The 22336-nt window shown below is 71.1% G+C and carries 27 protein-coding genes; 9 read left to right on the top strand and 18 right to left on the bottom strand.

Translation table 11 applies throughout. From position 1 onward, the window contains the following. Nucleotides 1-66 precede the first annotated feature (66 nt). Nucleotides 67-1281 carry a hydroxymethylglutaryl-CoA reductase (NADPH) gene (gene hmgA, locus G9C85_RS06135; RefSeq protein WP_166037961.1) on the top strand — a complete coding sequence of 405 codons (1215 nt, stop codon included), beginning with the start codon at nt 67-69 and terminating at the stop codon, nt 1279-1281. A gap of 42 nt (nt 1282-1323) precedes the next feature. On the opposite strand, the gene G9C85_RS06130 is transcribed toward hmgA, so the two are convergent. The 3 genes from G9C85_RS06130 to G9C85_RS06120 all read right to left on the bottom strand — a co-directional run bounded on the left by G9C85_RS06130 (nt 1324) and on the right by G9C85_RS06120 (nt 2754). Continuing rightward, on the bottom strand, nt 1324-1683 hold the full coding sequence (locus G9C85_RS06130; protein ID WP_166037959.1) for a hypothetical protein: 360 nt from the start codon (nt 1681-1683) through the stop codon (nt 1324-1326). A gap of 110 nt (nt 1684-1793) precedes the next feature. Next, the gene (locus tag G9C85_RS06125) at nt 1794-2159 is read right to left on the bottom strand and encodes a hypothetical protein (protein WP_166037957.1); all 366 of its coding nucleotides are present in this window, start codon (nt 2157-2159) and stop codon (nt 1794-1796) included. Nucleotides 2160-2223: 64 nt separating this feature from the next. After that, the gene (locus tag G9C85_RS06120) at nt 2224-2754 is read right to left on the bottom strand and encodes a DUF5817 domain-containing protein (RefSeq protein WP_166037955.1); all 531 of its coding nucleotides are present in this window, start codon (nt 2752-2754) and stop codon (nt 2224-2226) included. A gap of 159 nt (nt 2755-2913) precedes the next feature. Between G9C85_RS06120 and G9C85_RS06115 the strand changes: the two genes are divergently transcribed. Beyond that, on the top strand, nt 2914-3453 hold the full coding sequence (locus G9C85_RS06115) for a hypothetical protein (protein ID WP_193570663.1): 540 nt from the start codon (nt 2914-2916) through the stop codon (nt 3451-3453). Nucleotides 3454-3543: 90 nt separating this feature from the next. Beyond that, nucleotides 3544-4200: an HAD family hydrolase gene (locus tag G9C85_RS06110; RefSeq protein ID WP_166037951.1), complete on the top strand. Its 657-nt coding sequence runs from the start codon at nt 3544-3546 to the stop codon at nt 4198-4200. Nucleotides 4201-4208: 8 nt separating this feature from the next. Here the strand turns inward: G9C85_RS06110 and G9C85_RS06105 are convergent, their stop codons facing one another. Together G9C85_RS06105 and G9C85_RS06100 are read right to left on the bottom strand one after the other, a co-directional pair. Continuing rightward, nucleotides 4209-4721, bottom strand: a complete 513-nt coding sequence (locus tag G9C85_RS06105; protein ID WP_166037919.1) for a hypothetical protein — start codon at nt 4719-4721, stop codon at nt 4209-4211. A 72-nt stretch (nt 4722-4793) separates the two neighbouring features. Then, nucleotides 4794-5249: a DUF2240 family protein gene (locus G9C85_RS06100; protein WP_166037918.1), complete on the bottom strand. Its 456-nt coding sequence runs from the start codon at nt 5247-5249 to the stop codon at nt 4794-4796. Between the two features lie 150 nt (nt 5250-5399). Here G9C85_RS06100 and G9C85_RS06095 point away from each other — a divergent pair, with 150 nt between their 5' ends. Then, nucleotides 5400-5771: a 30S ribosomal protein S8e gene (locus tag G9C85_RS06095; protein WP_166037916.1), complete on the top strand. Its 372-nt coding sequence runs from the start codon at nt 5400-5402 to the stop codon at nt 5769-5771. Nucleotides 5772-5933: 162 nt separating this feature from the next. Next, entirely contained in the window at nt 5934-7250 is a 1317-nt protein-coding gene (locus tag G9C85_RS06090) for a carboxypeptidase-like regulatory domain-containing protein (RefSeq protein ID WP_166037914.1), read from the top strand. A 55-nt stretch (nt 7251-7305) separates the two neighbouring features. On the opposite strand, the gene G9C85_RS06085 is transcribed toward G9C85_RS06090, so the two are convergent. The 10 genes from G9C85_RS06085 to G9C85_RS06040 form a co-directional block, all read right to left on the bottom strand. Continuing rightward, nucleotides 7306-8364 carry an NAD(P)/FAD-dependent oxidoreductase gene (locus tag G9C85_RS06085; protein WP_166037912.1) on the bottom strand — a complete coding sequence of 353 codons (1059 nt, stop codon included), beginning with the start codon at nt 8362-8364 and terminating at the stop codon, nt 7306-7308. Nucleotides 8365-8592: 228 nt separating this feature from the next. After that, on the bottom strand, nt 8593-9354 hold the full coding sequence (locus tag G9C85_RS06080) for a hypothetical protein (RefSeq protein ID WP_166037910.1): 762 nt from the start codon (nt 9352-9354) through the stop codon (nt 8593-8595). A 143-nt stretch (nt 9355-9497) separates the two neighbouring features. Next, the gene (locus G9C85_RS06075) at nt 9498-10691 is read right to left on the bottom strand and encodes a redox-regulated ATPase YchF (protein ID WP_166037908.1); all 1194 of its coding nucleotides are present in this window, start codon (nt 10689-10691) and stop codon (nt 9498-9500) included. Nucleotides 10692-10808: 117 nt separating this feature from the next. Next, a complete protein-coding gene (locus G9C85_RS06070) occupies nt 10809-11432 on the bottom strand; it encodes a GNAT family N-acetyltransferase (protein ID WP_166037906.1) in 624 nt (207 codons plus the stop codon). Continuing rightward, complete coding sequence (locus G9C85_RS06065; protein ID WP_166037904.1) at nt 11429-12076, bottom strand: GNAT family N-acetyltransferase; 648 nt, start codon at nt 12074-12076, stop codon at nt 11429-11431. Before G9C85_RS06065 ends, G9C85_RS06070 begins: the two co-directional genes overlap by 4 nt. Further along, entirely contained in the window at nt 12073-12711 is a 639-nt protein-coding gene (locus G9C85_RS06060) for a GNAT family N-acetyltransferase (RefSeq protein WP_166037903.1), read from the bottom strand. The genes G9C85_RS06065 and G9C85_RS06060 overlap by 4 nt, the downstream gene beginning before the upstream one ends. Before the next feature lie 72 nt (nt 12712-12783). Beyond that, on the bottom strand, nt 12784-13545 hold the full coding sequence (locus tag G9C85_RS06055; RefSeq protein ID WP_166037901.1) for a GNAT family N-acetyltransferase: 762 nt from the start codon (nt 13543-13545) through the stop codon (nt 12784-12786). A gap of 26 nt (nt 13546-13571) precedes the next feature. After that, nucleotides 13572-14198 carry a GNAT family N-acetyltransferase gene (locus G9C85_RS06050; RefSeq protein ID WP_166037900.1) on the bottom strand — a complete coding sequence of 209 codons (627 nt, stop codon included), beginning with the start codon at nt 14196-14198 and terminating at the stop codon, nt 13572-13574. 78 nt (nt 14199-14276) lie between these two features. After that, on the bottom strand, nt 14277-15806 hold the full coding sequence (locus tag G9C85_RS06045; RefSeq protein ID WP_166037898.1) for a hypothetical protein: 1530 nt from the start codon (nt 15804-15806) through the stop codon (nt 14277-14279). A gap of 93 nt (nt 15807-15899) precedes the next feature. Next, nucleotides 15900-16340: a pyridoxamine 5'-phosphate oxidase family protein gene (locus tag G9C85_RS06040; RefSeq protein ID WP_166037896.1), complete on the bottom strand. Its 441-nt coding sequence runs from the start codon at nt 16338-16340 to the stop codon at nt 15900-15902. A 172-nt stretch (nt 16341-16512) separates the two neighbouring features. On the opposite strand from G9C85_RS06040, the gene G9C85_RS06035 reads away from it, so the two are divergent. Together G9C85_RS06035 and G9C85_RS06030 are read left to right on the top strand one after the other, a co-directional pair. Beyond that, a complete protein-coding gene (locus G9C85_RS06035) occupies nt 16513-17181 on the top strand; it encodes an alpha/beta fold hydrolase (RefSeq protein ID WP_166037894.1) in 669 nt (222 codons plus the stop codon). Nucleotides 17182-17266: 85 nt separating this feature from the next. Beyond that, nucleotides 17267-17428 carry a hypothetical protein gene (locus tag G9C85_RS06030; protein ID WP_166037892.1) on the top strand — a complete coding sequence of 54 codons (162 nt, stop codon included), beginning with the start codon at nt 17267-17269 and terminating at the stop codon, nt 17426-17428. A gap of 41 nt (nt 17429-17469) precedes the next feature. Here the strand turns inward: G9C85_RS06030 and G9C85_RS06025 are convergent, their stop codons facing one another. Further along, nucleotides 17470-17697 carry a hypothetical protein gene (locus G9C85_RS06025; protein ID WP_166037890.1) on the bottom strand — a complete coding sequence of 76 codons (228 nt, stop codon included), beginning with the start codon at nt 17695-17697 and terminating at the stop codon, nt 17470-17472. 101 nt (nt 17698-17798) lie between these two features. After that, nucleotides 17799-18605, bottom strand: coding sequence for a MarR family transcriptional regulator (locus G9C85_RS06020; RefSeq protein WP_166037887.1), 807 nt, complete (start codon nt 18603-18605; stop codon nt 17799-17801). Nucleotides 18606-18784: 179 nt separating this feature from the next. On the opposite strand from G9C85_RS06020, the gene G9C85_RS06015 reads away from it, so the two are divergent. Then, the gene (locus G9C85_RS06015; RefSeq protein WP_166037885.1) at nt 18785-19789 is read left to right on the top strand and encodes a PhzF family phenazine biosynthesis protein; all 1005 of its coding nucleotides are present in this window, start codon (nt 18785-18787) and stop codon (nt 19787-19789) included. A 22-nt stretch (nt 19790-19811) separates the two neighbouring features. On the opposite strand, the gene G9C85_RS06010 is transcribed toward G9C85_RS06015, so the two are convergent. Beyond that, a complete protein-coding gene (locus G9C85_RS06010) occupies nt 19812-20519 on the bottom strand; it encodes a DUF2270 domain-containing protein (protein ID WP_166037883.1) in 708 nt (235 codons plus the stop codon). 143 nt (nt 20520-20662) lie between these two features. On the opposite strand from G9C85_RS06010, the gene G9C85_RS06005 reads away from it, so the two are divergent. Continuing rightward, nucleotides 20663-22231 carry a replication factor C large subunit gene (locus G9C85_RS06005; protein WP_166037881.1) on the top strand — a complete coding sequence of 523 codons (1569 nt, stop codon included), beginning with the start codon at nt 20663-20665 and terminating at the stop codon, nt 22229-22231. The last annotated feature ends 105 nt before the right edge of the window (nt 22232-22336 follow it).

The following is a 22336-nucleotide window of genomic DNA, read 5'->3' as shown; positions in this document are numbered from 1 at the left end:
CGGCGACCGGCGACGGAGTGCGCGGGACTAGAAGGGCTTTTTTCGCGGGGGTCTGTGCGTCTTCGTATGACCGATGCCGAGTCCCTGGCGGCGCGAGTTCGCGACGGCGACCTGCGACTACACGAACTGGAGGAACACGCCGACGCGGAGACGGCGGCGACGGCGCGGCGACTGTACGTGGAAGCGGCGACGGGCGCGGACCTGTCGGTGACCGGCGACTACGCACTTTCCGCCGAGCAGGCGTCGGCGTCCGCGATCGAGAACATGGTCGGTGCGACCCAGGTCCCGGTTGGGGTCGCGGGCCCGGTCGAGGTCGCTGGTGGGGACGCCGACGGCGAGTTCTTCCTGCCGCTGGCGACGACTGAAGGTGCGCTGTTGGCGAGCGTGAACCGCGGGCTGTCCGTGATCCGGTCCGCTGGTGGGGCGAGTGCGCGCGTGACGAAGGAGGGGATGACGCGAGCGCCCGTGTTCCGCGTCGACGGCGTCGTGGAGGCGGCCGAGACCGTCGAGTGGGTGCGCGAGCACGTCGACGAGTTGCGGGCGGCCGCGGAGTCGACGACGAGTCACGGCGAACTCTTGGACGTGACGCCGTACGTCGTCGGCGACTCGGTGTTCCTCCGGTTCCGGTACGACACGAAGGACGCGATGGGGATGAACATGGCGACGATCGCGACGGAGGCGGCCTGCGACGTGGTGACGGCGGAGACGCCGGCGAGTCTCGTCGCGCTCTCGGGGAACATGTGTACGGACAAGAAGCCGGCGGCGATCAACGCCGTCGAGGGCCGCGGGCGGTCGGTGACGGCGGACGTCGAGATCCCCGGCGAGGTCGTCGAGGAGCGCCTGCACACGACGGCGAGTGCGATCGCGGAGGCGAACACGCGCAAGAACCTCGTGGGGAGTGCGAAGGCGGGGAGTCTCGGGTTCAACGCGCAGGCGGCGAACGTCGTGGCGGCGGCGTTCCTCGCGACCGGTCAGGACGAGGCGCAGGTCGTCGAGGGCGCGAACGCGATCACGACCGTCGAGGAGCGCGACGGCGACCTGTACGCGTCGGTGTCGCTCGCGAGCCTCGAGGTCGGTACCGTTGGCGGTGGAACGAAGCTGTCGACGCAGGCGGAGGCCCTGGAGGTGCTCGGGTTCGCGGGCGGCGGCGACCCGCCGGGGTCGAACGCGCGTGCGCTCGCGGAGGTCATCGCGGTCGGTGCGCTCGCCGGCGAACTGTCGCTGCTGGCGGCGCTGGCGTCGAACCACCTGGCGTCGGCCCACGAGGACCTCGGTCGCTGAGCGCCGATCGGCGCTGCGGTAGTCGCGGGAGCTGCGACAGCGCTAGCGGTCGAGAACGGCGTGCAGTCGGTCGCGGTCCACGCGGAGGCGGGCGCTCGCGAGCGCGATGGCGGTGGCGGCGGCGAGCGCGACTGGATTTGCGGTCGCGAGTGCGAGCGCGACGGCGACGCCGAGCCCGAGTTCGCCGACTGCGGCGTGGCGGTCGACGTGGTCGGCGGTACGGAGTGCGCCGAGTGCGGCGCCGACGACGACGAGACCGGCGCCGAGGACGGCGTGGGGCAGGCGAACGCCGGCGAGCGAGACGGGGTCGACGGTGCGCTCCGTTGCGACGAGGACGAGGGCGAGGGCGACGACGACGACCTCGCCGGCGAGGAGCGCGAGTCCTTCTCGACGGTGCGTCACGAGCGAACGGTCGGGACGCGGCGGCAAGTAGGGTGCGTCGAGTTCGAGCGTCGTTTCGAGCGCCGAGTCGTCCGCTCGCCTGGGATGTTCCCTGACGCTGTCGGCTGGCGCTAGCCCGCCGACGCGCTGGCGTCGCCCGTCCGCCACGCTCGCAGGGCGCGATAGCAGAGCCCGACGCCCGCGACGGCGAGCAGCGCGACGCCGACCCGCCCCAGGAGTGCGTTCGCGAGCGCGCTCCCGGCGAGCACGCCGGTCCAGCCGGCGACCGCCGCAGCGTGCAGCGCGACGCCCGCCCGGTCGCCACGGGAACGCGCCGCCATCGCGCCCAGCGCGAACCCGAGCGCGAACAGCCCGCTCCCGAGCACGAACGGATCGACGATACCGGGAACGCCGACCGCCGCCGCGAGCACCGCCACCGCGCCCAGCGCGACGCACACGCCCTCGAGCGCCATCGCCACCGACTCCCAGTCGTCCATGCCCACCGCTGGTGGTGGGAGTGCGAAAAAGCCGGCGGGCCGGGCGCCCCCGTTCCGGCAGGCGTCAGAGCTGGCGGTACGTGCCCTCGGACTGGGAGACCTCGCCGGCGCGTTCGAGCTTCCCGAGGGCGCGTTCGACGTACGCGCGGTCGACGCCGCGGTCCGCGGCGTACGCGACGACGTCCTCGAGGGAGGGGTCGTCGAGGTCGGACAGCGCGTTGAGGACCGTGTCGCGCTTGCTCCCGCCGCTCGTGCTCGCGAGCCCGGTCTCGGCGCGGTCGGCGGCTTCCCTGGCGGCGTCGGCGTCCACGCCGCTGCGTTCGAGGAACTCGTCGTCGTCGACGACGCTCTCGGCGACCGCGTCCTCCATCTCAGCGAACGAGTCGACGGTCGCGAACACCTCGCCCTCGCCCTGGCGGTTCGCGAGCATCGACGCGCGCACCTCGCGTGCGTGATCGATGTCTTCGGTCGACACGAACTGCTTCAGTTTCGAGAACTGCTTGCTCGCGCCACAGCGCGTGCACGAACTCCGCTCCGGGCGACCCTCGACGATGCGGAGCGCGCTGCACTCGCTGCACCCGACGACGTGGTACACGTCCACCCTTTCGAGCGCGTTCGTACCTAACGGTTCGGATGTCGAGTCGACTCCCCGGCGACGACTCGCCGACCCGACGGCGACAACCTTTATTCCGCCTCCACGAGCCGTGCTCGCATGGCCACTGTCGACGAGAGTGGGGCTCGCGGCATCCGTGGGATGGCCGAGCGCGCGAACCCAGCGTTCGCCGCGGGCGCCGTTGCCGTCCCGATACTCGCACTGGCGGTCGCGCTCGCGACCGGGAACACGCGCTACCTCTTCTATGTGCACGTCATGGCCGGCGCGCTCTGGACGGGCGTCGACGTCTTCATGGGCGCCGTCCTCGGGCCCGTCCTCGGCGGCCTCGACCTCGAGGAGCGCGCGAGCGTCTTCGAGCGGTTCACGCCGAAGATGACGTTCCTCATGCCCGTCCTCGCCGCCGTCACGATAACGGCCGGCGTCGAACTCGCGACCACGCTCCACGGCGGCCTCGGCACGTTCTGGATACAGGTCGCGCTCGCCGTCGCCCTCGTCCTCTCGGTGATCGGGTTCGGCGTCATCCTCCCCGGCGAGGTCGCGATCTACCGCGAACTCGTCTCCCCCGACCCCGACACGGAACGCATCAGCGACATCGGGATGCGGAACGCGAAACTCGGCGGCGTCCAGGGACTGCTCCAGCTCTTCATCATCTTCGTCATGATGCAACTGCGATTCCTCTAGGCGAGCGATCGACGACGGGTAGAGCGTTCGCCGACGGAGCACGAACCGATATCGGGCACGCTCAAGTACGGGGAGCGCGTTCCCCTCACCGTGACAAACGCCGTCGGGTTCGACCTCGACCACACGCTCGCCGTCCCCGGCCGGGACCGTCGACGGATCCTCGCCGCGGCCGTCGACGACGTCGACGCGCCCCCGGTGTCTCGGGAGGCGTATCTCGCCGCGCACCGCGAGACTCACGACGCGGTGACGCGCGCGCCCATCTTCGACGCCGTCCTCCCCGAGGACGCGACCGTGTCCCCGGACGCGCTCGCGGCGGCGTACCGGCGACGCATCGCCGAAGGCATCCGTCCCGTCGACGACGCCGCCGCGCTCGTCGAGTCCCTGCGCGCGGACCGCCCGGTCGGTCTCCTGACGAACGGCCCGGTGAAAGCGCAGGGCGACAAGCTCGACGCACTGGACTGGTGGCAGGCGTTCGACGCCGTCCTCGTCACCGGCCAGCTCCCCGCGGGGAAACCAGACCGGCGCGCGTTCGACGCGCTCGCGAGCGCACTTGGCGTCGACGTCGTCGACCTCGTGTACGTCGGCGACGAACCCGTCGTCGACGTCGAGGGCGCGGTCGACGCCGGCGCCCGCGCGGTCCAGGTCGTCTGGCCAGAGGGCCCCGAGAGGAGCCCGCACGCGGACGCCGTCGTCGACCGCGCGCACCTCGCCCGCGACCTCCCCGGCGTCCTCGACGACCTCGACTGAGACCGATCCTACGCGTCGTCTTCGCTGCCTTCGGCGTCCTCTGCATCATCGACGTCGTCTTCGCCGGTGTCCTCGAGGAGTCCGTCGACGACTGCGACGACGACGTCCGCGGCGTCCTTCGCGGCCGCACCCGACTCCACGAACGCGAGCGTCCGCGGTGGCGTCGTCCCCTTCGGTCGCACACGGAGTCGCGTCCCATCGGCGGCCTCGGCGGCGATGGCCGCACCGGCGACGAACTCGACGCGAGCGCGCTCGGGGTGCACGTACACCGACGCGACCGTCTCGCCGGTCGCCGACCCGACGTCGACCTCGAGGACGTCGACGTCCTGCTCGGGTTCCGCGACCAGCGGCTCCGCGGCGTAGACGACGTCGTACGCGCGCTCGCCGTCGACGCTCGGCTCGACGTCCGCCACCGCGTCCGTCACCGCGACGTGCACGAGCACGCCGTCCGTGCGGCCGTGCAGCTCCGAGGACAACAGCTCCGCGATGCGGACGCCGTCGGTCACGCGCTCGCCCGTCACGCGTCCCCACCGCCTCGTTCGGTCGCGTGGTCGATCACTCGTTTTCACCCTCCGGTTCGGTCGCGCGGTCGGTCACGCGTCTTCACCCTCCAGTTCCGTCATCGCCTTCGACGCGGCGTCGGCGACGTCCACGCCCTCGCGGCGACCGTAGACGACCGCGGCCGCGGACACCGTCACGCCGAGGCGCTGCTGGAGGTCGTTGATGCCCGCGACCGCCTCGTGCTTCTGGGCGCCCGCGTCGACGAGCGCGTCCAGCACGCGCTCGAACGTCGACCGCTCCCGGAGCACGTCGTCGTCCGGCACGAACCCGTCGGGGACCTCGACGCCGCTCGGGTCGAACGTCGGCGACAGCTCGCCGTCGTCGCGCTCCAGCAGTCCCTCGCCGGCCGCGACGTCGACGAGGCGCTTGGCCTGGTCGGGCGAGAACCAGTCCCGGTCGAGGGACAGCGCCACGACGAACTCGCTCTCGGCGAGGCTGTCCGTGCCTCGCTGGCGGAACGGGGCGGCGACGGCGACGCGCAAGCTCACGCCAGACACCTCTGCCCGCGCGGCGCGTAAAGACTGCGATTCCACGCCAGCGCGGGGACCGCACCGACGCAACCCCGGCGGCGCGAGCGCGCGTCGTCGCCGCGGGGGCGTTCCGAGCCTTTCAAGTAGTTCCTGGGGCTTCTCTCGGGTATGCAAGACCAGGGTCCGTCGCCGCGCAAGCGCACCGGCGGTCGACGTCGACGCTTCAACAAGCGCAAGAAGCACCAGCTCGGTCGCCTGCCGACCGAAACGCAACTCGGCGAACCCCGCTTCCGCGTCATCGACACGCGCGGGAACACCGAGAAGACGCGCGCGCTCGCCACCGACGTGGCGTGCGTCGCCGACGCCGGCGACACCGTCGAGACCGAGATCGAGGACGTCGTCGAGAACCCGGCGAACCCGAACTACGTCCGCCGGAACATCATCACGAAGGGCGCACTCATCGAGACGGGCGAAGGCACGGCTCGCGTCACGTCCCGTCCGGGCCAGACCGGACAGGTCAACGCCGTCCTCGTCGAGTAATCGATACTCGCTTCTCTCCCGACCGCTCCGCTCCGGTAGTGACTGGTTTCGAGCACCGAGCCTGCGGTATCGACCGTTCTCCGCCGGGATCTGGTCGGCGAAAGCGACCAATCGTTAACGGTCGGGTGTATTTATGTGTAAACCCGTTCCACAGTAGCGTACATGAGAACTCTTCTGGGTCTACTCGTCGTCGCGATCTGTCTCGCCCCGGTCGCGTCGGCCGCGCCGGTCGCGTCGACAACGGGTGCGGACGAAGTCGCGTCGAGCGCACAGGTGACGATCACGGTGGCAGTGGTCGACGAGGCCGGCGATCCGGTCGACGGCGCGAACGTGACGGTGACGTACGACGATACCGTGTTGAGAACGGAGACGTTCGCGAACGGGAAGGCGTTCGTCGACGTCCCCGAGGGCGCGGACGTGACGGTCGACGTCTCCAAGTCGGGGCTCGCCCTGAACAGACCGGCGTCGGTCGCGAACGTCGACGGGGAGACGGTCGTGGACGTGCAGTTGTTCCCGGTGGCGACGGCGCTCGTGACGGTGAAGACGCCGAACGGCGAGGCGATCGAGGGCGCGCGCGTCCGCCTCGAGAAGGACGGCGAGGTGCTCGCGGCGGCGACCGGTGAGACGGCGGCGAACGGGACGTTCGTCGCGAGCGGCCTCGAGCGCGGGGACTACTCGGTCGACGTGTCCGGCGACGGCTACTACTCGACGACGACGTCGTTCGTCGTCCGGAACCGGGCAGGGAAGACGGTGACCCTGGAACCGGGGACGGTGTCGGTGAACTTCCGGACGGTCGACGGGCACTTCTCGGATCGCCGGCCGGTGTCGGCGACCGTCGAGATACACGACGGCGACCAGTTCGTGTCGAACGTCTCGACGGGCGAGTCCGGGTCGCGGACGGTGAGTCTGGACGTGAACACCGAGTATCGCGTGGTCGTGAAGAAGAACGGCTACGAGCGCGAGCGCAACACGTTGACGACCGGCGAGGGCGATTCGAACGCGACGTACGCCATCAATCGCACGCCGTCGCTGTCGCTGTCGGCAACGAACTCGCAGGTCGTGACCGGCCAGACGGTGCAGGTGTCCGTGACCGACGAGTACGACGAACCGGTGTCGGGTGCGTCCGTCCGCGTCGGCGATGAGACGGTGGCGGAGACGGACGACGCCGGGGAGGCGGTCGTCACCATCGAGAGCGACGGCGACGTGACGATCACGGCCGTCAGCGGGTCGCTGGAGGCGACGACGACGGTCGAGAGCGTGTCGCCGGGATCGGACGAACCGACGACGACGGCGACGACGACGCCGACGACCCAGGAGACGACGACGATGCCGACGACGAGCGAGACGGCGACGACCGCTGGACCGCCTGACGACGGCGACGACGACGGTGTCCTCCCGACGCCCGGGTTCGGGAGCGTCGCGGCGCTGCTCGCGGTCGCGCTCGCCCTCGTGGCGCTGGCGGCACGCCGGACGGCGTAGGGCTGGGGCTGTCTGGGCTTCGGTCGCGGAATACGGTTCGCTCGCTTTCCACGGACTATCCTCGCTCGCGGAGTCGACGCCCGACCGTGCGTCCGTTCTCGAACGCGCGGTGGACGCGGCCGTCACCGACGACCCAGTCGCCCGCGCAGTAGAGGCCGGCGGCTTCGGCGGCGCGGACCGCGTCGCCGGCCGCGTTCTCGGGGAGTGCGTACCGCCAGCCCTGCGAGTCCACCCAGTTCGGGTCGCGGTACCGGTCGTCCGCGAGGAGGTCGGCGACGCGGTCCGCGGCCGCGCTCGCGGCCGTCTCGGTCGGGTCGTCGTCGTGCGCGACGGACCACGCGGGACTCATCTGGGCTATCAGGAGGCTCTCGCCGTCGGGGACGTGCCCGGGTTTGCACTCCTCGCGCGCCAGCCACCCGACGGGATGGGTCTGCTCGGGGTCGACGAGCGCGTACCACGGACGGTCCACGCGGAAGTCGTAGTGGAGGACGAGCGTGCGGACGGTCCGGTACGCGACGCCGTCGGCGGCCGCGCGAACGGCGTCGCGTCGGTCGTCGTCCCACGCCGTCGCCGCAAGCAACGCGGCGGTCTGGGGTGCCGGTGGCGTCAGTACGACCCGGTCGAAGCCGGCGTACCGCTCGCCGTCGGCGTCGACGAGGGACCACGGACCGGTGGCGGTTGCGTCGTCACTCGCGGCGTCGTCGCGTTCGAGGCTCTCGATCTCGGTCTCGAGTTCGACGGTGGCGTCGCTCGCGTCGAGGACGCGCTTGGCGAACTGCGTGATGCCGGCCTCGTACGTCCACTTGCGCGCGTCGCGCTCCCGACCCGGCTGGATGTCGCCGTCGGCGTCGTGCACCCACACCGGCTCGGCGACGTCGTGCAGTCCCTCGACGCCGAAGGACTCGAGGACGCCCGTGAACTCGTCGTCCTCGCCGGGTTTGACGTAGTTCGCGCCGTGGTCGTAGCGACAGCCGTGTTTGCGTCGCGTCGCCGCGCGGCCGCTCACGCCGCGGGCCTTCTCGACCACCACGACCTCGCGGTCGGTCCCGGCGAGGGCGTCCGCGACCCCGCAGCCGGCGACGCCGGCGCCGACGACCGCGACTCGCTCGCTCATGACCGAGGCTACCCGCGGTAGGAGTAAGTACGGCTAGGTCGCGGCAGGCGCGAGCGACCGCGCCGCCCGCTCCTCGCGACCGCGACGCTCACGGTCGATGCTCCGGTGGCGAACAGGGAGTGCGTGGCGTACCCGGGACGTCGGCGCACTCCGCTCCGGCCTGGACCGACGCCCCACGGGAACGGGGGGACGTCGACACTGGTCGCGGCCTGCTACAAGAACCGTCGTCTACGCTGGCGTCGGCGTTCGGTCGCTCGCGCGGTGTTCGTCCTGGCGGTGTTCGCCCGCGCGGGCTGCGGTGATGGCGGTCGCCATCCCGCAGGCGCGACCGAGCGCGTCGAGGCGCGCGCCGAGCGTGGGGTTGCGGAAGTGCGGGTCGTCGCGGAGCGCCTGGACGAGGCGTCCCGCGGTCTCGAACGCGACGGCGGCGTCCTGCTCGCGGTGTGCGGCGAGTGCGGCGTCGGCTTCGGCGAGGTCGTCGCTCGCGGCGATCCCGCCGCCGGCCAGCTTCTCGCGGAGGAAGCGGACGGAGACGAACCGCCGCCCGGCGCCGAGGACGTACAGAGTCGGGCCGACCCACGGAACCGCCCAGGTGAGGACGAGGACGTGCTCGTAGCGCCGCGGCCGCCAGCCGCGCCTGACGCGCTGGCCGGGGCCGCGAGCGAGCGCGACGACCGCGACGCCGACGGCCACGGCGACGGCCGGTGCGACGACGAGGGCGAGGTACGTCGAGACGCTTCCGGGGGCGATGCCGGCCCACGTCGCGATCGCGTCGCGGAGCACGCCAGTCCGTGGGAGTCCGAGGACGACGACGGCCACCTGTGCGGCGAGGAGAGCGAGCGCGAGCGCCGGGAGGACGCCCGCCCAACCGGCCGAGTACCCGAACGTGTCACGGAGTTGGTCTCCCGGGTGCGTCTCCGCGACGTGTCGAGGGAACCGACGCCGGGGCGTCTCGGTCCCGCAGACGGGACAGCGAACGCGCGCATTCATCTATCAGAATCGACACGTCGGCGCGTAAAAAATACCACGGTCCAGCGAAGCGAGTGCGGCGGCGTCCGCGGCCGCCGACCGCGCTGGCCCGCGCTCGGCCGGGACTGCGCTCGGCCAGGACTGCGCTCGCTCGCGGCCGGTCCTCAGCTCGTCGTGACGAGTTCGACGACGTCGCGGTGGTCGAGTTCGTGACTCGTCGAGATCTGGCGGCCGCTCCGGCAGTCCATCGCGTGCAGGAGGCCGTCGCCGATGTCGCTGTGGAGGTGGTACGCGAGGTCCTCGGTCGTCGCGTGGTCGGGGAGGAGCCAGCAGTCCCGCATCACGCGCCCCTGGTCGTCACCCATCGCGTCCGCGCCGCCAGGGAACACCGCCTTCGTGCCGAGCTCGTCGAAGAGTGCGGTCTCGATGGCGTCCTGGACGCCCGTGCCGTCGAACGCCGTCACGAACTCGCGGATCTGCTCGAGGCCGGCTTCCTGTTCGTCGCTGACGTCGCCGACGATCTCGAACTCGCCGGCGCCCGGCGTGTACTCGACGACGCCGCTCTCGGCCGCCGACTTGAGGGCCTTCTCGGCGTGCGCGCTCGCGGGGACGATCGTGAGGTGCTCGTACTCGGGGTCGCTCGTGATCGCCTCGAAGTTCGCCTGTGCCTCCGGGGTGTCCATCTTGTTCGCCGCGATCACCATGGGCTTCGTGCGCTTGCGTAGTTCGCGAGCGAGGCGTTCGCGGTCGTCGTCGTCCCACGCGTCCGGGTCGAGTTCGAGGTCGAGCGCGAGGATGACCTGCTTGATCTCGTCCTTGTTCGTCCCGAACGCGTTCATCTGCTCGGCGAGGTCCACCTCGATGTCGCCGTCGTTCCCGTGGTAGCCCGACCGGTGGCGTTCGATGCCCTTCTCGAGGACGTCGACGTACCACTGGTCGAGTTCGTCCTCGAGGAACGCGACGTCCTCGCGCGGGTCGTGGCCCTCCGTCGGTTCGCCCTCGAGATCGGTCTCGCCGGAGAAGTCGACGACGTGCACGAGGACGTCCGCCTCGTTCAGGTCCGAGAGGAACTGGTTCCCCAGGCCCTTCCCCTCGTGAGCGCCGGGGACGAGGCCGGCAACGTCGACGAGTTTCGTGGGCACGAACCGCGTCCCGTCGGCGCAGTAGCCGGTGTCCGGCGTACAGGACTCGTCGAACTCGGGCGCCGCGCAGTCCACGCGGACGTACGCTTCGCCGACGCTCGGGTCGATCGTCGTGAACGGGTACGCGCCCTCCGGGACGTCGTTCATCGTCGCCGCGTTGAACAGCGTCGACTTGCCCACGCTGGGCTTGCCGACGAGTCCGATCTTGTAAGTCATTGCACCATCGGAGGCCGTGGTCGGGCTTGAGGTTTGATACTCGCCCCCGCCCAGTCACGCGATTGCATAGCACGGGCGACGGCGTTCTCGGTCGCGCTATCCGCGCCGCGTCGCGCCTCACTCGACGACGATGAGGTCGACGTCGACGCCGGCCGTCTCGTAGTGGTTGCGCGCGATGCTGTACCGGTGGAGGGTCACTGGGTCGTCGCCGTGCGTCCGGAGGTGCCGGAAGTGGCCGTCGTGGCGGCCGCCCCAGCGGTCGACGTACTTCTCGATGGCGCGCACCGACCGGTCGTTGTCGTCGACGACGGTGACGGTGACCGCGTCGAGGCCGAGGCGCGCGAACGCGAGTTCGACGAACGCGTCGGCGCGCTCGCCCGAGTATCCGCGCCCCCAGAACGGCTTGCGGAGCCAGATGCCGAACTCGGCGGTCCGCCGGTCCCAGTCCGGACTCAGGCCGGCGTTCCCCGCGAACTCGCCGGCGCCGTCTTCGCCAAGCTTCGGGTAGAGCGCGTAGTTCCCGCTCTCGGCCGCGTCGTTCGCGTCCCCTACGTGCGAGACGTACTCCATCGTCTCCCTCGGGTGCGCGTGGGGGTCCCAGGTCATGTACTGCGTGGCCTCGGCGATCCCGGACTCGCTGGAGACGTACGGATACAGTTCGCGGGCGTCGAGCGTCTCCGGCTGGACGCGCTCGAACCGGAGTCGCTCGGTCTCGAAGACGCGCGGGAAGAGGTCGGTCACGCGTCCGCACCTCCATCGGCGTCGTAGACGAACTCGCAGTTCGGTCGCTCGCCGCTGGCCTCGTAGTCCGCGGCGGTGATGGCGTACCGCAGGAGGTCGACTGGCTCGCCGTCGACGACGTGCATCTTCCGGAACCGGCCGACGCGCTCGCCGCCGAACCGGTCGACGTACTTCTCGATGGCCCGGCGCGAGTTCTCGTTCTCGACGAGGTGCGTGACCGACACGAGATCGAGGTCCAGGCGCTCGAACGCCAGCAGGAGGAGGGCGGCGGCACGTTCCGCGGAGTACCCGCGTCCCCAGAAGCGCTTCCGGAGTCCGAACGTCATGAACGCCGTCCGTTCGTCCCACATCGCGAACAGCTCGGCCTCGCCGGCCACCTCGCCAGCGCCTGGTTCGCCATTACGTGGGCGGACGACGTACGTGCCCGCGTCGCCGCTCTTCATGCGCTCCTCGCGTTGTGCGACGAACTCGCGGGCGTCCTGCAGGTGCTCGAACGGCTCGACAGGGACGTACGCGAGCTCGTCGTCGTCGACCGCCTCGGTCGACAGCGACGCGTAGCGCTCCCCGAGGTCGCTCTCGGCGACAGACTCGCGGACGAGCCGCAGCCGCTCGGTCAGGATCTCGTCGGCGAACAGCGCGCTCACGCGCCGGCACCTCCGTCGCGGAACGCGACCGGCGGGCGTTCGCCGCTGTCCGCGTACCCGCGCCGCGGAATGGTGTACCAGACGAGGTCGCAGGGCTCGCCGTCGAGCCGGCCCTCGTTGCGCGTCCGTGCGGTGCGCTCGCCGCCGAAGCGCTCGACGTACGTCTCGACGGCGCGCCGCGAGTTCTCGTTCCCGACGGCGTGACACGTTCGGACGACTTCGAGGTCGAACCGCTCGAACGCGAGCGCGATGAGTGCCGCGGCGCGTTCGCCCGAGTACCCGCGGCCCCAGAACGGCTTCCGGAGAGAGCACGAGAGGTGGCCGGCTCGCTGCGGCCAGTCCATCGACAGCTCGGCTTCGCCGGCGAGTTCCCCCGCACCGCGTTCGCCGTCCCGCGGCCGGATGCCGTAGACGACCCCTCTCCGCTCCTCCCAGTGGTCCTCGCGTCTCTCGACGTACTCGCGAGCGTCGCCGAGGTGCTCGAACGTCTCCACGCCGGCGTACTCGACTTCCTCGTCGCTCACCGAGTCGGCCGCGAGGGACGCGTAGCGCTCGGCGAGGTCCACGTACGCGTCTGTCTCGCGGACGAGCCGCAAGCGGTCGGTGCGGACGACGTCCGGGAACAGATCGGTCACGCCGACTCACCGCCGAGCGCTGTCGATTGGTCGGTCACGCCGACTCACCGCCGAGCGCTGTCGATTGGTCGGTCACGCCGACTCACCGCCGACAGCCGTCGGGTCGTCGGTCGCGACCGGCACCGTCTCGGGGTCGAGTTCGACCTCGGGTGCGCCGCCCGCGTCCCGGTAGTTCTCGGCGCTGATGCTGTATGACCGGAGGTCCCACGGCTCCGCGTCACCGTCGTCGCGCGGCACCCAGTTCCGGAACCGGCCGTCCTCCTGGCCGCCGAAGCGGTCGACCCACGACTCCATCTGGCTGCGCGAGTTCTCGTTCCCCTCGAAGTGCGCGACGGACGCGACGTCGAGGTCGAGGCGCTCGAACCCGACCTTCAGGAGCGCGGGCGCGCGCTCGCCAGCGTACCCGCGGCCCCAGTACGGTCGATGGAGCGCGACGCCCGTGTGGAAGCGTCGTCGGTCCCAGAGCGGGTCGAGACTCGCGACGCCGACGTGCACGCGGTCGCCCGTCTCGCGGACTCCGTCCGCTCGACCGTCCGAGACGCGTGGCGCCTCGCCTGCCTCGACGGGGTCGCCGCCGGCGTCGGGTTCGCCGGGGCGGAGGAAGATCGTCCACTTCGCCCCGTCAGCGTCGCCCCACGCCTCGCGCGCGGCGCCGAGGTCGTCGACGGTCGCCTTCGGGTGCGAGTCCGGCGTATCCGTGACGAAGCGCGTCTCGCGCTCGCGGGCGTCGCGACTCGCCCGCGTCCACTCGTAGCGCTCGAACGCGTCCACGGCCTCGTCCAGTCGCTCGAACCGCAACCGGGGCGTCCGCATCGTCTCCGGGAACAGCGTCATCGTCGGTGGTGTCCTCGCGGCATCGACTACTCCTCCAGGGTCTCCTCGACGGCGAGGTCGACGTCGACGCCGGCCTCATCGTACTCCGCGGCGCTGATGGAGTACCGGTGGAGGTCGCGCGGTTCGTCGTCGAGCACCACCCAGTTCCGGAGGACGCCCTCGTACTCGCCGCCGTAGCGCTCGACGTACCTCTCGATGGCCTTCCGCGAGGCGTCGTTCGCGTCGGTGTGCCCGGCGGCGACGAGTTCCAGGTCGAGCCGGTCGAACGCGAGCGCGATCAGGGCGTCGGCGCGTTCGCCGGCGTACCCGCGACCTTGGTACTCCTCGAGCAGCCAGACGCCGAGGCGCGCCGTCCGGCGGTCCCAGAGCGGGATGAGGCTCGCGACGCCCGCGAACTCGCCGGCGCCTCCCTCACCGTCGCGCGGGAACATCGCCCAGTTCGCGCGGTCGCCCTCGCGCCACTTCTCGGCGCTCTCCTCGAGGTAGTCGAGGCTGTCCTTCGGGTGGTGATGACGGTCCTTCGAGATGTGCTCGCTGAGGCGCTCGAACTCGTCGGTTCCCATGTGCTCGTAGCATTCGAACGCGTCCATCGCCGCGTCGAGACGCTCGTACCGCAGTCGCTCGGTCTCGAACGCGTCCGGGAAGAGGTCCATACGCCGTCATCTTCGGCGGTCGACGTAAGGATTCGGTCGCCGTGCGATATAGTATCACGCCCGCGGCCGCTGCAGAACTCAGTCGGTGATCTCGCCGCGAGCGACGTCGACGGCGTGCTCGAGTGCGCTCTCGGTCGCGCACGCCGCGATCCACTCGAGGTCGACCGCGTCCGCGGCGTCGAGCGCGTGCAGTGCGTGGACAGCTTCGCGGACGACGCGCTGGGGGTACCGGGACGGGTCCGCGTACTCGACGGCGCGGTCGACCGCGACGGCGCGCCCGACGGACTCGCCGGGGAGGGAAGCGAGCGCGCACGTCGCCGGGACGCTCGCCGGGTCGCCCGTGCGAGCGGCGAGGAACTCGAGTTCGTCCGTCGCCGCCACGCCGACCTCCGGGTAGCGCGCGCTCGACCCGGCGACGGCGACCGCCGCGTACAGGCGTATCGTCGGGTGGTCGTCGGCGAGGTGCGAGCGGAGTTCGCCGGCGAGCGGGTAGACGGCGTTCGGGTGCGTGCGAGCGAACTCGCGGAGCGCGCCCAGGGCTTGCTCGCGCGAGTCCACGGCCGTCTCGCCGAGCATCGCGGCGAGGTGCCGGACGACGAGCGGTGCCTCGTCCACGGGCTCGCCGTCGTCGCCGAACACCTGCTTCAGGTACCCCGTCGGCACCGCGTCGTCCCCCACTGCAAGGAGGCTCTCCGGGCGCTCCCACGCGAGGCTCGCGACCGCCGCCGCGCTCGCCTGCCGGATGCGGGCGTCGTCGTCCGCGAGCGACCGCACGAGCCGCGCGCGCACCGACCCGTCGACGAGCCCGAGGTGCGTGAGCGCGCGCGCCAGCTCGCGGAGGTACTCGACGTTCACGAGGTCCGCGCCGCGCTGGGACTCGAACTCCTCCAGTACCGCGTCGACGACCGGCCTGACCGCGTGCGGGTCGTACGCGGCGACGTCCGCGATCTCGCGCGCCGCGTCGATCGCGAGCGCTTCCTCGGTGAGGCGGTTCGCGTGATCGAACGCCTCCGACGGCGTCGGGTGGTCGACCTCGTCGCGAGCGGCCTCGACGTACTCGCGGTGGAGTTCGCGGTGATGGCGCTCGCAGCACTCGTAGATCGTCGCCGTCGCACCGTCGCCGTCGCTCGACTTGCCACCGACACCGCCATCGCCGCCGTCGCCGCCACCGGGGGCTGCGGCGTCGTCGGCGCCGGTCTCGAACTCGCGCACCGAGCACTCCGGGCAGTCGGTCGCGACCGCGGTGGCGCGCTCTCTGCAGTCGGCGTCGTCCTGGTAGCTCTCGACGGTCGCACCGGGTCCGCCGAGGCGTGCGTCTGCGGCGGCGAGCGCGCGCAGGAACCGCGTCAGGTCCCGGAACTCGACGGGATCCCGCGGTCGGTCGTAGCGCTGCCCCCACGTGGGATGCCATTCCTTCGAGGCGAGCCGGCCGGCGGCCGCGGCGAGCGCGCTCGCGTCGGCATCGCCCGTGGCGTCGAACCCGACCTCCTCGCGGAGGAACGGCCGGTAGGCCGGGTCGAGGCCGTCGTCGACCGTGGCGACCGACAGCGGCGCGTCGAACGCGACGAACGTCCGCGCCGGGAGCGTCCACCGGATCGGCTGGTCCATGTCGAGTCCGCAACGGCCCGCGACGTAATAAACCCGCACCAATGCCGCGAGAATCGACGGTCGAACGCGGCCGCCGGCGCAACCGCGTCGCGATCACTCGAGTGTGCGCTTCCCGGTGGCGTCCGCGGCGTCCAGTCGGACGAACTCGAACTGGATCTCACGCGTGTCGCGCTCGAACGCGTCGAACAGCGGGATGTCGACGCGCGAGAGCCCGTCGAGGACGGACGGGTCGACGTCCTCCTCGGCGATGGACTCGAGTTGCCCCTGCGCGACGACGCTCTCGTAGCCGTCCTCGCCCTCGCGGTAGACGGTGAACGTCGCCGGGGCGTCGAGGAGTTCCGCCTTCGTGCTGTCGCCGCCGACGGCGAGCCGGAAGAATAGCGACTCGGTCTCGGCGTCGTACCCGTAGGAGACTGGCACCGAGTGCGGGGGGTCGTCGGCGCCGCTGGCGAACGCGAGCACGCCGACGCCGCCCGTGCTCAGCACCGCGTCCAGCGCGTCGTCGTCGAGCCGGTGAGAGTCGGTATCGCCCATGCATGCTACGTCGAGACGTACCACGAAAAGGGTGCCGTCGATTCCCGGCGCGGCGGGACCGACCAGACTGGGTATGAACCACCGGGTCCGACCCTCTGACCGCCAGCCAGACCGGCGGTGCCGGCGCCGACTCGCCCAAAGAGATACCGGGCTCGCGGTCGCAGGCCGTGGCATGCAAGTGGACGCGTTCGGGAGCGACCGCGACCTCGCGTGGGTGATGGGGTGGGGGAACGTCGTCGAGAGCCGGCACGAGCGCTGGTTCGTCGACAGACTCGTCGACGCCGGCTACCGCGTGCACGCCGTCGAGTTGCCGACGACGACCCCGGACTTCCAGCGCGACTGCGTCGCCCCCGTTCGCGAGTTCCTCGACGGACTCGACGACCCCGTCGTCCTCGCGCACTCGATGGGCGGCCTCGCGCTCGCGCACGCCGACCCGGACCCGCCCGCGGTCTACCTGAGTCCGTGGTGGGGGATGCACGACCTCCCCATCGTCGTCGAACCACTGCTCGCGCTCCCCGTCGCCACGCCGTTCCTCCCCATCAGCGTCGACCCCGAGGACCTCGGCGGGCTCGCGACCGCCGCGGACGCGACCGCCCCGAACCGCGTCGCCCCGAAGTGGATCCAGACGATTCGCGCCGCCCAGCGCTCGCTCCCCGACCTCGATCCCGAGGACCACGTCTTCTACACGCCAACGGACCGCGTCGTCGACCCGCGCGCGATCGAAGCACACGCCCCCGAGGACCAGCGGACGGCGTACGACGGTGGCCACGAGTTGTTCGCCTCCGAGCGCCGCGACGAGTACGTCCAGTGGGTGCTCGACGCACTCCCCGACGCCGCCTGACGCCCCACCCGTCGGTCTCCGGCGAGAGTCGTCGCGCCCGACCACCCGACAGAATCCCTATGCTACCACGCAACATAGAGCTGGTATGGCGCAAGACACCGTCCAACCCGCTCGAACCACATGCAAGAACTGCGGCTTCAGCGCCGAGGTCGGCGCCGACGTCTGGGAGACCGCAGTCCATCCCACGCTCGGGGACCTGATGCAGTGCCCCGAGTGCGGGAGCACAGACACGACCAGCGGCGGCTGACGCGTCGCGAGGGCGTCGCGCGTCGACCCGCGGGAGGCCGCTCAGCGGTACTCGCGGCGCTCGTGCGCGAACCGCTCGCGGTACTCGCGGAGCGCGACCCGAGCGCGACGCCGGGACTCGAACCCGAACCCGATCGCCTGACAGTCCTCTCGCGGACACCGCCACCCGCAGCGGCGCGTCGCGGGATCCGGACCGGGTTCGTAGAATATCTCCGTCTCCCCGTCGCAACGCGGACAGTTCCACCCACGCAAGAAGCCGTATCTCGCCATGCACGCCAGTAACTGGATGCTACGTCTTCAATACGTCGCCGCCAGGAATCGCTCTCGAGTCGGCGTCTCCCTGCTGCCCGTCGCGCGAGTGTCGGCGTCGGTCAGTCCGCGGGGTCGACGACCTCGTAGGAGATGTTCGCGTCCCGCAGGCGGTCGGTGTGCGCGCTCAGTTCCGCAGTCGCCGCGAGCAGGAGGACGGACAGGCCCTTCGTCGCGGCCTCCTGGACGGCCGCGGCCGTCCCGAACCGGACGTCCGGCGTGAGGTCGGCGCGACCCGCGGCGACGTACGCCTCCGTGCCGGCGGTCGCGAGCAGGTCGTGGTCGTCGGCGAGCGACCGGACGCGCTCGATGTCGACCGCGCGACTCCCGCCGTCCTGCACGCGCGGCACGGACACGACCGTCACCGACCCGAGCTCGTAGTCGACGACGCCCTCGAAGTTCGTCACGCCGACGTCCTCGCCCGCCGCGGCGTCGGTCACCGCAACCGCAGTTGCACTGCCGGCGTCGCCCGCGATGGCGCGCTGGACGCCATCGCGCATCGTCACCGACACCGTCTCGCCCTCCGAGACGTCGGTCCGTGCGACCACCGTCTCGACCTCGACCTGCCCGATGACGTCGTCCGCGACGTGACTCACGTACTCGCGGAGCCCGTCGGTCTGCCCGATGAGCCAGTCCACGCCCTCCTTCGTCACCTCGTACCGGCCGCGGCCCTCCTTCACGACGAACCCCTCCTCGACGAGCCCCTGGAGGTAGTCGCTCACGGCCTGCGCGGTCACGCCGATCTCGTCCGCGATCTCCTGCTGGCTGACCGCCGGCTGACGCTCCGCGATCTGCACGAGGATCTGGTAGCGCGTCGCGTTGCGTTTGCTCCGGAGGACGTCCGCGTCCGACTGCGAGTGGTCGGCCATCACCACCGCTTCGAACCGAGAAAACAAGTACCTTTGCGATAGCACCGGGCGAGTTGTCCTCTGGGGTGCGTTCGCGCGTCGCTCGACAACCTGAGTTGACCGACCGGCATCGACTCGAGTCGTTGCGTGCTAGCACGCCAGGCACAGAACTTTCCCGGCGGCGGTCGCACTCGAACGCAATGGGAGGCCGTCGCTTCCACACCGTCGACGTGTTCGCACGCGAACCCTACGCAGGCAACCAGCTCGCCGTCTTCCACGACGCCGACGCTTCCGACCCCGAGGCTGCCGACTTCGAGGTTGCCGACCTCGACGACGAGACGATGCTCGCGCTCACGCGGGAGACGAACTATTCGGAGGCGACGTTCGTCGAGGACGCCGACCCCGACGACGACCGCTACCCCGTCCGCATCTTCGACCCTGCCGAAGAGATCCCGTTCGCAGGGCATCCGACGATCGGGACCGCCGCCGTCCTCCGCGAGTTCGTCCGCGACGACCGCCCGGACGAACTCGTCCTCGACCTCGCGGTCGGCGACGTCCGCGTCTGGGTCGAGACCGACGCCGACGGCACCGAACGGTACTGGATGGACCAGGTCGAACCCGAGTTCGGTGCGTCCATCGAGCGCGACGCCGTCGCGAGCGTGCTCGGCCTCGCCTCGGACGACGTCCGGGACGCGCCCATCGAAGTCGTCTCCACGGGGCTGCCGACGCTCGTCGTCCCGCTCGCGTCGCTCGACGCCGTCGAGCGCGCCGCCACCCAGCCCGCGGCCTACGAGCGCGAGATCGTCGACGGCCTCGGCGGCGCGAACGTCCTCGTCGTCGCGCCCGAGACCGTCGACGCCGACGCCGACCTCCACGCACGCGTCTTCGCCGACTGGGCGGGCGTCCCCGAGGACCCCGCGACCGGGTCCGCAGCCGGCTGCCTCGCCGCCTACCTCGCCCACCACGACGACGCCGCCCGCCGCATGGGGCTCCACGTCCCCGAGAGCGGCCGCGAACGCGACGACGGCGGGGACGCCGTCGACCTCGCCGTCGAACAGGGCTACGAGATGAACCGGCCGTCGCGACTCCACCTCCGCGCCAGCGTCCGCGACGGCGGCGACGGCGACTCGGAAGGCGGGATAGACGTCCGCGTCGGCGGCCGCGTCGTCCCGATCTCCGAAGGCCACCTCCTCCAGCCGACGTAATCGCGCTCGTCCCGGACGCACGTCACTGCTTGCGGTCGAGCATGCCACGGTCGCCTGCCTCGTCGACCTCCGAGGCGACCGCCGCGTCCGGGACGAACGCGAGGGCCGCGAGCCCGAGAAATCCCGTCCCGACGACGGCGAGCACGACCACGCCCGGGACGTCGAAGACGCCCGCCGCGTCGACGAGCGACCCGGACGCGCCCCGCAACCGAAGCAGCCAGACGACCCCGAGCGCGACCAGCAGCGGCAGGTACACGCGTCGGAGTCGGTGCGAGAGCGCGCGGGAGAACGGCAACTGCATCCGCGGCGCCCGGTAGCTCTCGCTCAACTCCCGCCGCCAGTCGCGCTGTTCGACGTCCTGCGAAGGATCCAGTGCCGTCGCGAGCAGGTTCTCCTGGATGCTTCGGACGCGCGACCGCCAGACGTCGTAGCGCTGGAATCGCCGCGCCTCGATGACGAGGAACACGACGCCGATGAGCATCGCGACGAGGAGGATCGCGTGCGACACCCGGTCGCTCGAGAACGCGTACGCCAGGATGCCGGCGATGACCGTCACCGCCCAGTTCGTCGTCGAGTCCAGTCGCGCCCGCCAGGACGTCTCGCGGTCGACCTCGCCGCGGTACGTGTGCGCGAGCACCGACCCGAGCCCGGTCGACTCGTCGACCATCTCCCGACCGACCGCTCGTTCACCGGGCGCCTCCGGGTCGAACTCGTCCCAATCGCGAGTCATCGTGCACCGCTACGGTCGTTCGAGAGTAACGTCTGCTGCAGGCACGTTCACCGTCACCCCCGGCGCTCGAGGACGGTTCCTCGCCACCCCCGACCGGGGGTCGTCCGCAACCACTAAACGCGGCACGCGCCTGGGTTCTCTCAATGACCGATTGGACGGAGAAGTACCGCCCGACGACGCTCTCGGCGGTCCGCGGGAACGACAAGGCGCGGGACGCGTTCGAGAAGTGGGCTCGGTCGTGGGACGAGCACCGGCAGGCGGTCATCCTCCACGGGAGTCCGGGCGTCGGGAAGACGTCGGCGGCGCACGCGCTCGCGAACGACATGGGGTGGACGGTGATGGAGTTGAACGCGAGCGACTCCCGCACCGCGGACGTCGTCGAGAAGGTCGCGGGCGAGGCGGCGAAGTCCGGGACGCTCACCGAGGGTGGCGCGGGGCGTCGGCTCGTGGTGCTGGACGAGGCGGACAACTTCCACGGGAACGCGGACTATGGTGGCAGTCGAGAAGTCACCAGGGTCGTGAAGGCGGCGAACCAGCCGATCGTCCTGATTGCGAACGAGTTCTACGACATGAGTAATGGGCTCCGGAACGCGTGCCAGGACGTCGAGTTCCGGGACGTCTCGAAGCGCTCGATCGTCCCCGTGCTCCGAGACATCTGCCGGCAGGAGGGCATCGAGTACGAGGACGCGGCGCTTTCCGCGATCGCGGAGGAGACCAGCGGCGACCTGCGGTCGGCGGTGAACGACCTGCAGGCGCTCGCCGAGCAGACCGAGGTGTTGACCGCGGACGCGGTCGTGACGAGCGAGCGCGACCGCACCGAGGGCATCTTCGACTTCCTCGACGACGTCATCAAGAACGTGGACGCGGAGACCGCACTGAAGCAGTCCTACGACGTGGACGAGACGCCGGACGAGCTCCTGAACTGGGTGGAGGACAACGTCCCGAAGGACTACTACGGGGACGAGCTCGCGGACGCGTACGAGTTCCTGTCGAACGCGGACCGCTGGCTGGGGCGAGTGCGGGCGACGCAGGACTACTCGTACTGGCGGTACGCGGGCGACAACGTCGCCGCCGGGGTGGCGGCGGCACGTCGGCACGACCACGGCGGGTGGACGCGGTACGGGCCGCCGAGTTACTGGTCGAAGCTCGGACGGACGAAGGGCAAACGCAAGCAGCGGGACGCGATCGCGCGGAAGATAGCGGAGCGCAGCGGGACGAGCATCGGGTCGGCGCGCCGGCACGTCCTCCCGTACCTGTCGACGATGATCCATCACTGCAAGCCCCGCGAGTTGACGGTGGCGGTCGCGGCGACGTACGACCTCGACGAGTCCGATATCTCGTACGTCACGGGGAGCGGGGAGAGCACGAACAAGGTCGAGTCGATCGTCGCGGACGCCCGGGAGCGCCGCGAGCGGGCGGCGGTCGAGCACTCCGGCGGCGCGTTCGCCGGTGGTCGAGCGAGCGACCCCGATGCGGACGACGGCGACGGCGTCGACGCTGGAGACGACGGGGCGTCGGCGGCGGACGATCGCGGGCAGGCGACGCTCGCGGACGCCGGCGGCGACGGCGACTCGGCGAGCGACGGCAACCAGTCGGGCGACGGTGACGACGACGGTGCGAGCGACGAGACCGAGGACGGGCAGGACGTCGAGGAGCGCGCCGAGGAGGCCGAGGACGACGACGGCCAGTCCGGGCTGACGGACTTCCTCTGATCGCGACGAACTGGTGACCACCTGCGTCGCGCTTCCTCCCGGAATCGGAACGTTCACTGCCCGACAACCGTGGATTCAGGCGACAATAGCCAGCGCGAAACCCCC

The sequence above is a fragment of the Halorubellus sp. JP-L1 genome, assembly GCF_011440375.1.
Lineage (GTDB): Archaea > Halobacteriota > Halobacteria > Halobacteriales > Natrialbaceae > Halorubellus.
This window is presented reverse-complemented; position numbering and strand designations above follow the sequence as displayed.

What these genes read in the sequence shown, in the direction of transcription:
- G9C85_RS06020 (WP_166037887.1), bottom strand. Translation starts at nt 18,605, where the DNA reads ATGGCCGACCACTCGCAGTCGGACGCGGACGTCCTCCGGAGCAAACGC.
- G9C85_RS06045 (WP_166037898.1), bottom strand. Translation starts at nt 15,806, where the DNA reads ATGGACCAGCCGATCCGGTGGACGCTCCCGGCGCGGACGTTCGTCGCG.
- hmgA (WP_166037961.1), top strand. Translation starts at nt 67, where the DNA reads ATGACCGATGCCGAGTCCCTGGCGGCGCGAGTTCGCGACGGCGACCTG.
- G9C85_RS06005 (WP_166037881.1), top strand. Translation starts at nt 20,663, where the DNA reads ATGACCGATTGGACGGAGAAGTACCGCCCGACGACGCTCTCGGCGGTC.
- G9C85_RS06025 (WP_166037890.1), bottom strand. Translation starts at nt 17,697, where the DNA reads ATGGCGAGATACGGCTTCTTGCGTGGGTGGAACTGTCCGCGTTGCGAC.
- G9C85_RS06115 (WP_193570663.1), top strand. Translation starts at nt 2,914, where the DNA reads ATGGCCGAGCGCGCGAACCCAGCGTTCGCCGCGGGCGCCGTTGCCGTC.
- G9C85_RS06035 (WP_166037894.1), top strand. Translation starts at nt 16,513, where the DNA reads ATGCAAGTGGACGCGTTCGGGAGCGACCGCGACCTCGCGTGGGTGATG.
- G9C85_RS06075 (WP_166037908.1), bottom strand. Translation starts at nt 10,691, where the DNA reads ATGACTTACAAGATCGGACTCGTCGGCAAGCCCAGCGTGGGCAAGTCG.
- G9C85_RS06015 (WP_166037885.1), top strand. Translation starts at nt 18,785, where the DNA reads ATGGGAGGCCGTCGCTTCCACACCGTCGACGTGTTCGCACGCGAACCC.
- G9C85_RS06055 (WP_166037901.1), bottom strand. Translation starts at nt 13,545, where the DNA reads ATGACGCTGTTCCCGGAGACGATGCGGACGCCCCGGTTGCGGTTCGAG.
- G9C85_RS06040 (WP_166037896.1), bottom strand. Translation starts at nt 16,340, where the DNA reads ATGGGCGATACCGACTCTCACCGGCTCGACGACGACGCGCTGGACGCG.
- G9C85_RS06010 (WP_166037883.1), bottom strand. Translation starts at nt 20,519, where the DNA reads ATGACTCGCGATTGGGACGAGTTCGACCCGGAGGCGCCCGGTGAACGA.
- G9C85_RS06090 (WP_166037914.1), top strand. Translation starts at nt 5,934, where the DNA reads ATGAGAACTCTTCTGGGTCTACTCGTCGTCGCGATCTGTCTCGCCCCG.
- G9C85_RS06030 (WP_166037892.1), top strand. Translation starts at nt 17,267, where the DNA reads ATGGCGCAAGACACCGTCCAACCCGCTCGAACCACATGCAAGAACTGC.
- G9C85_RS06125 (WP_166037957.1), bottom strand. Translation starts at nt 2,159, where the DNA reads ATGGACGACTGGGAGTCGGTGGCGATGGCGCTCGAGGGCGTGTGCGTC.
- G9C85_RS06080 (WP_166037910.1), bottom strand. Translation starts at nt 9,354, where the DNA reads ATGAATGCGCGCGTTCGCTGTCCCGTCTGCGGGACCGAGACGCCCCGG.
- G9C85_RS06085 (WP_166037912.1), bottom strand. Translation starts at nt 8,364, where the DNA reads ATGAGCGAGCGAGTCGCGGTCGTCGGCGCCGGCGTCGCCGGCTGCGGG.
- G9C85_RS06050 (WP_166037900.1), bottom strand. Translation starts at nt 14,198, where the DNA reads ATGGACCTCTTCCCGGACGCGTTCGAGACCGAGCGACTGCGGTACGAG.
- G9C85_RS06095 (WP_166037916.1), top strand. Translation starts at nt 5,400, where the DNA reads ATGCAAGACCAGGGTCCGTCGCCGCGCAAGCGCACCGGCGGTCGACGT.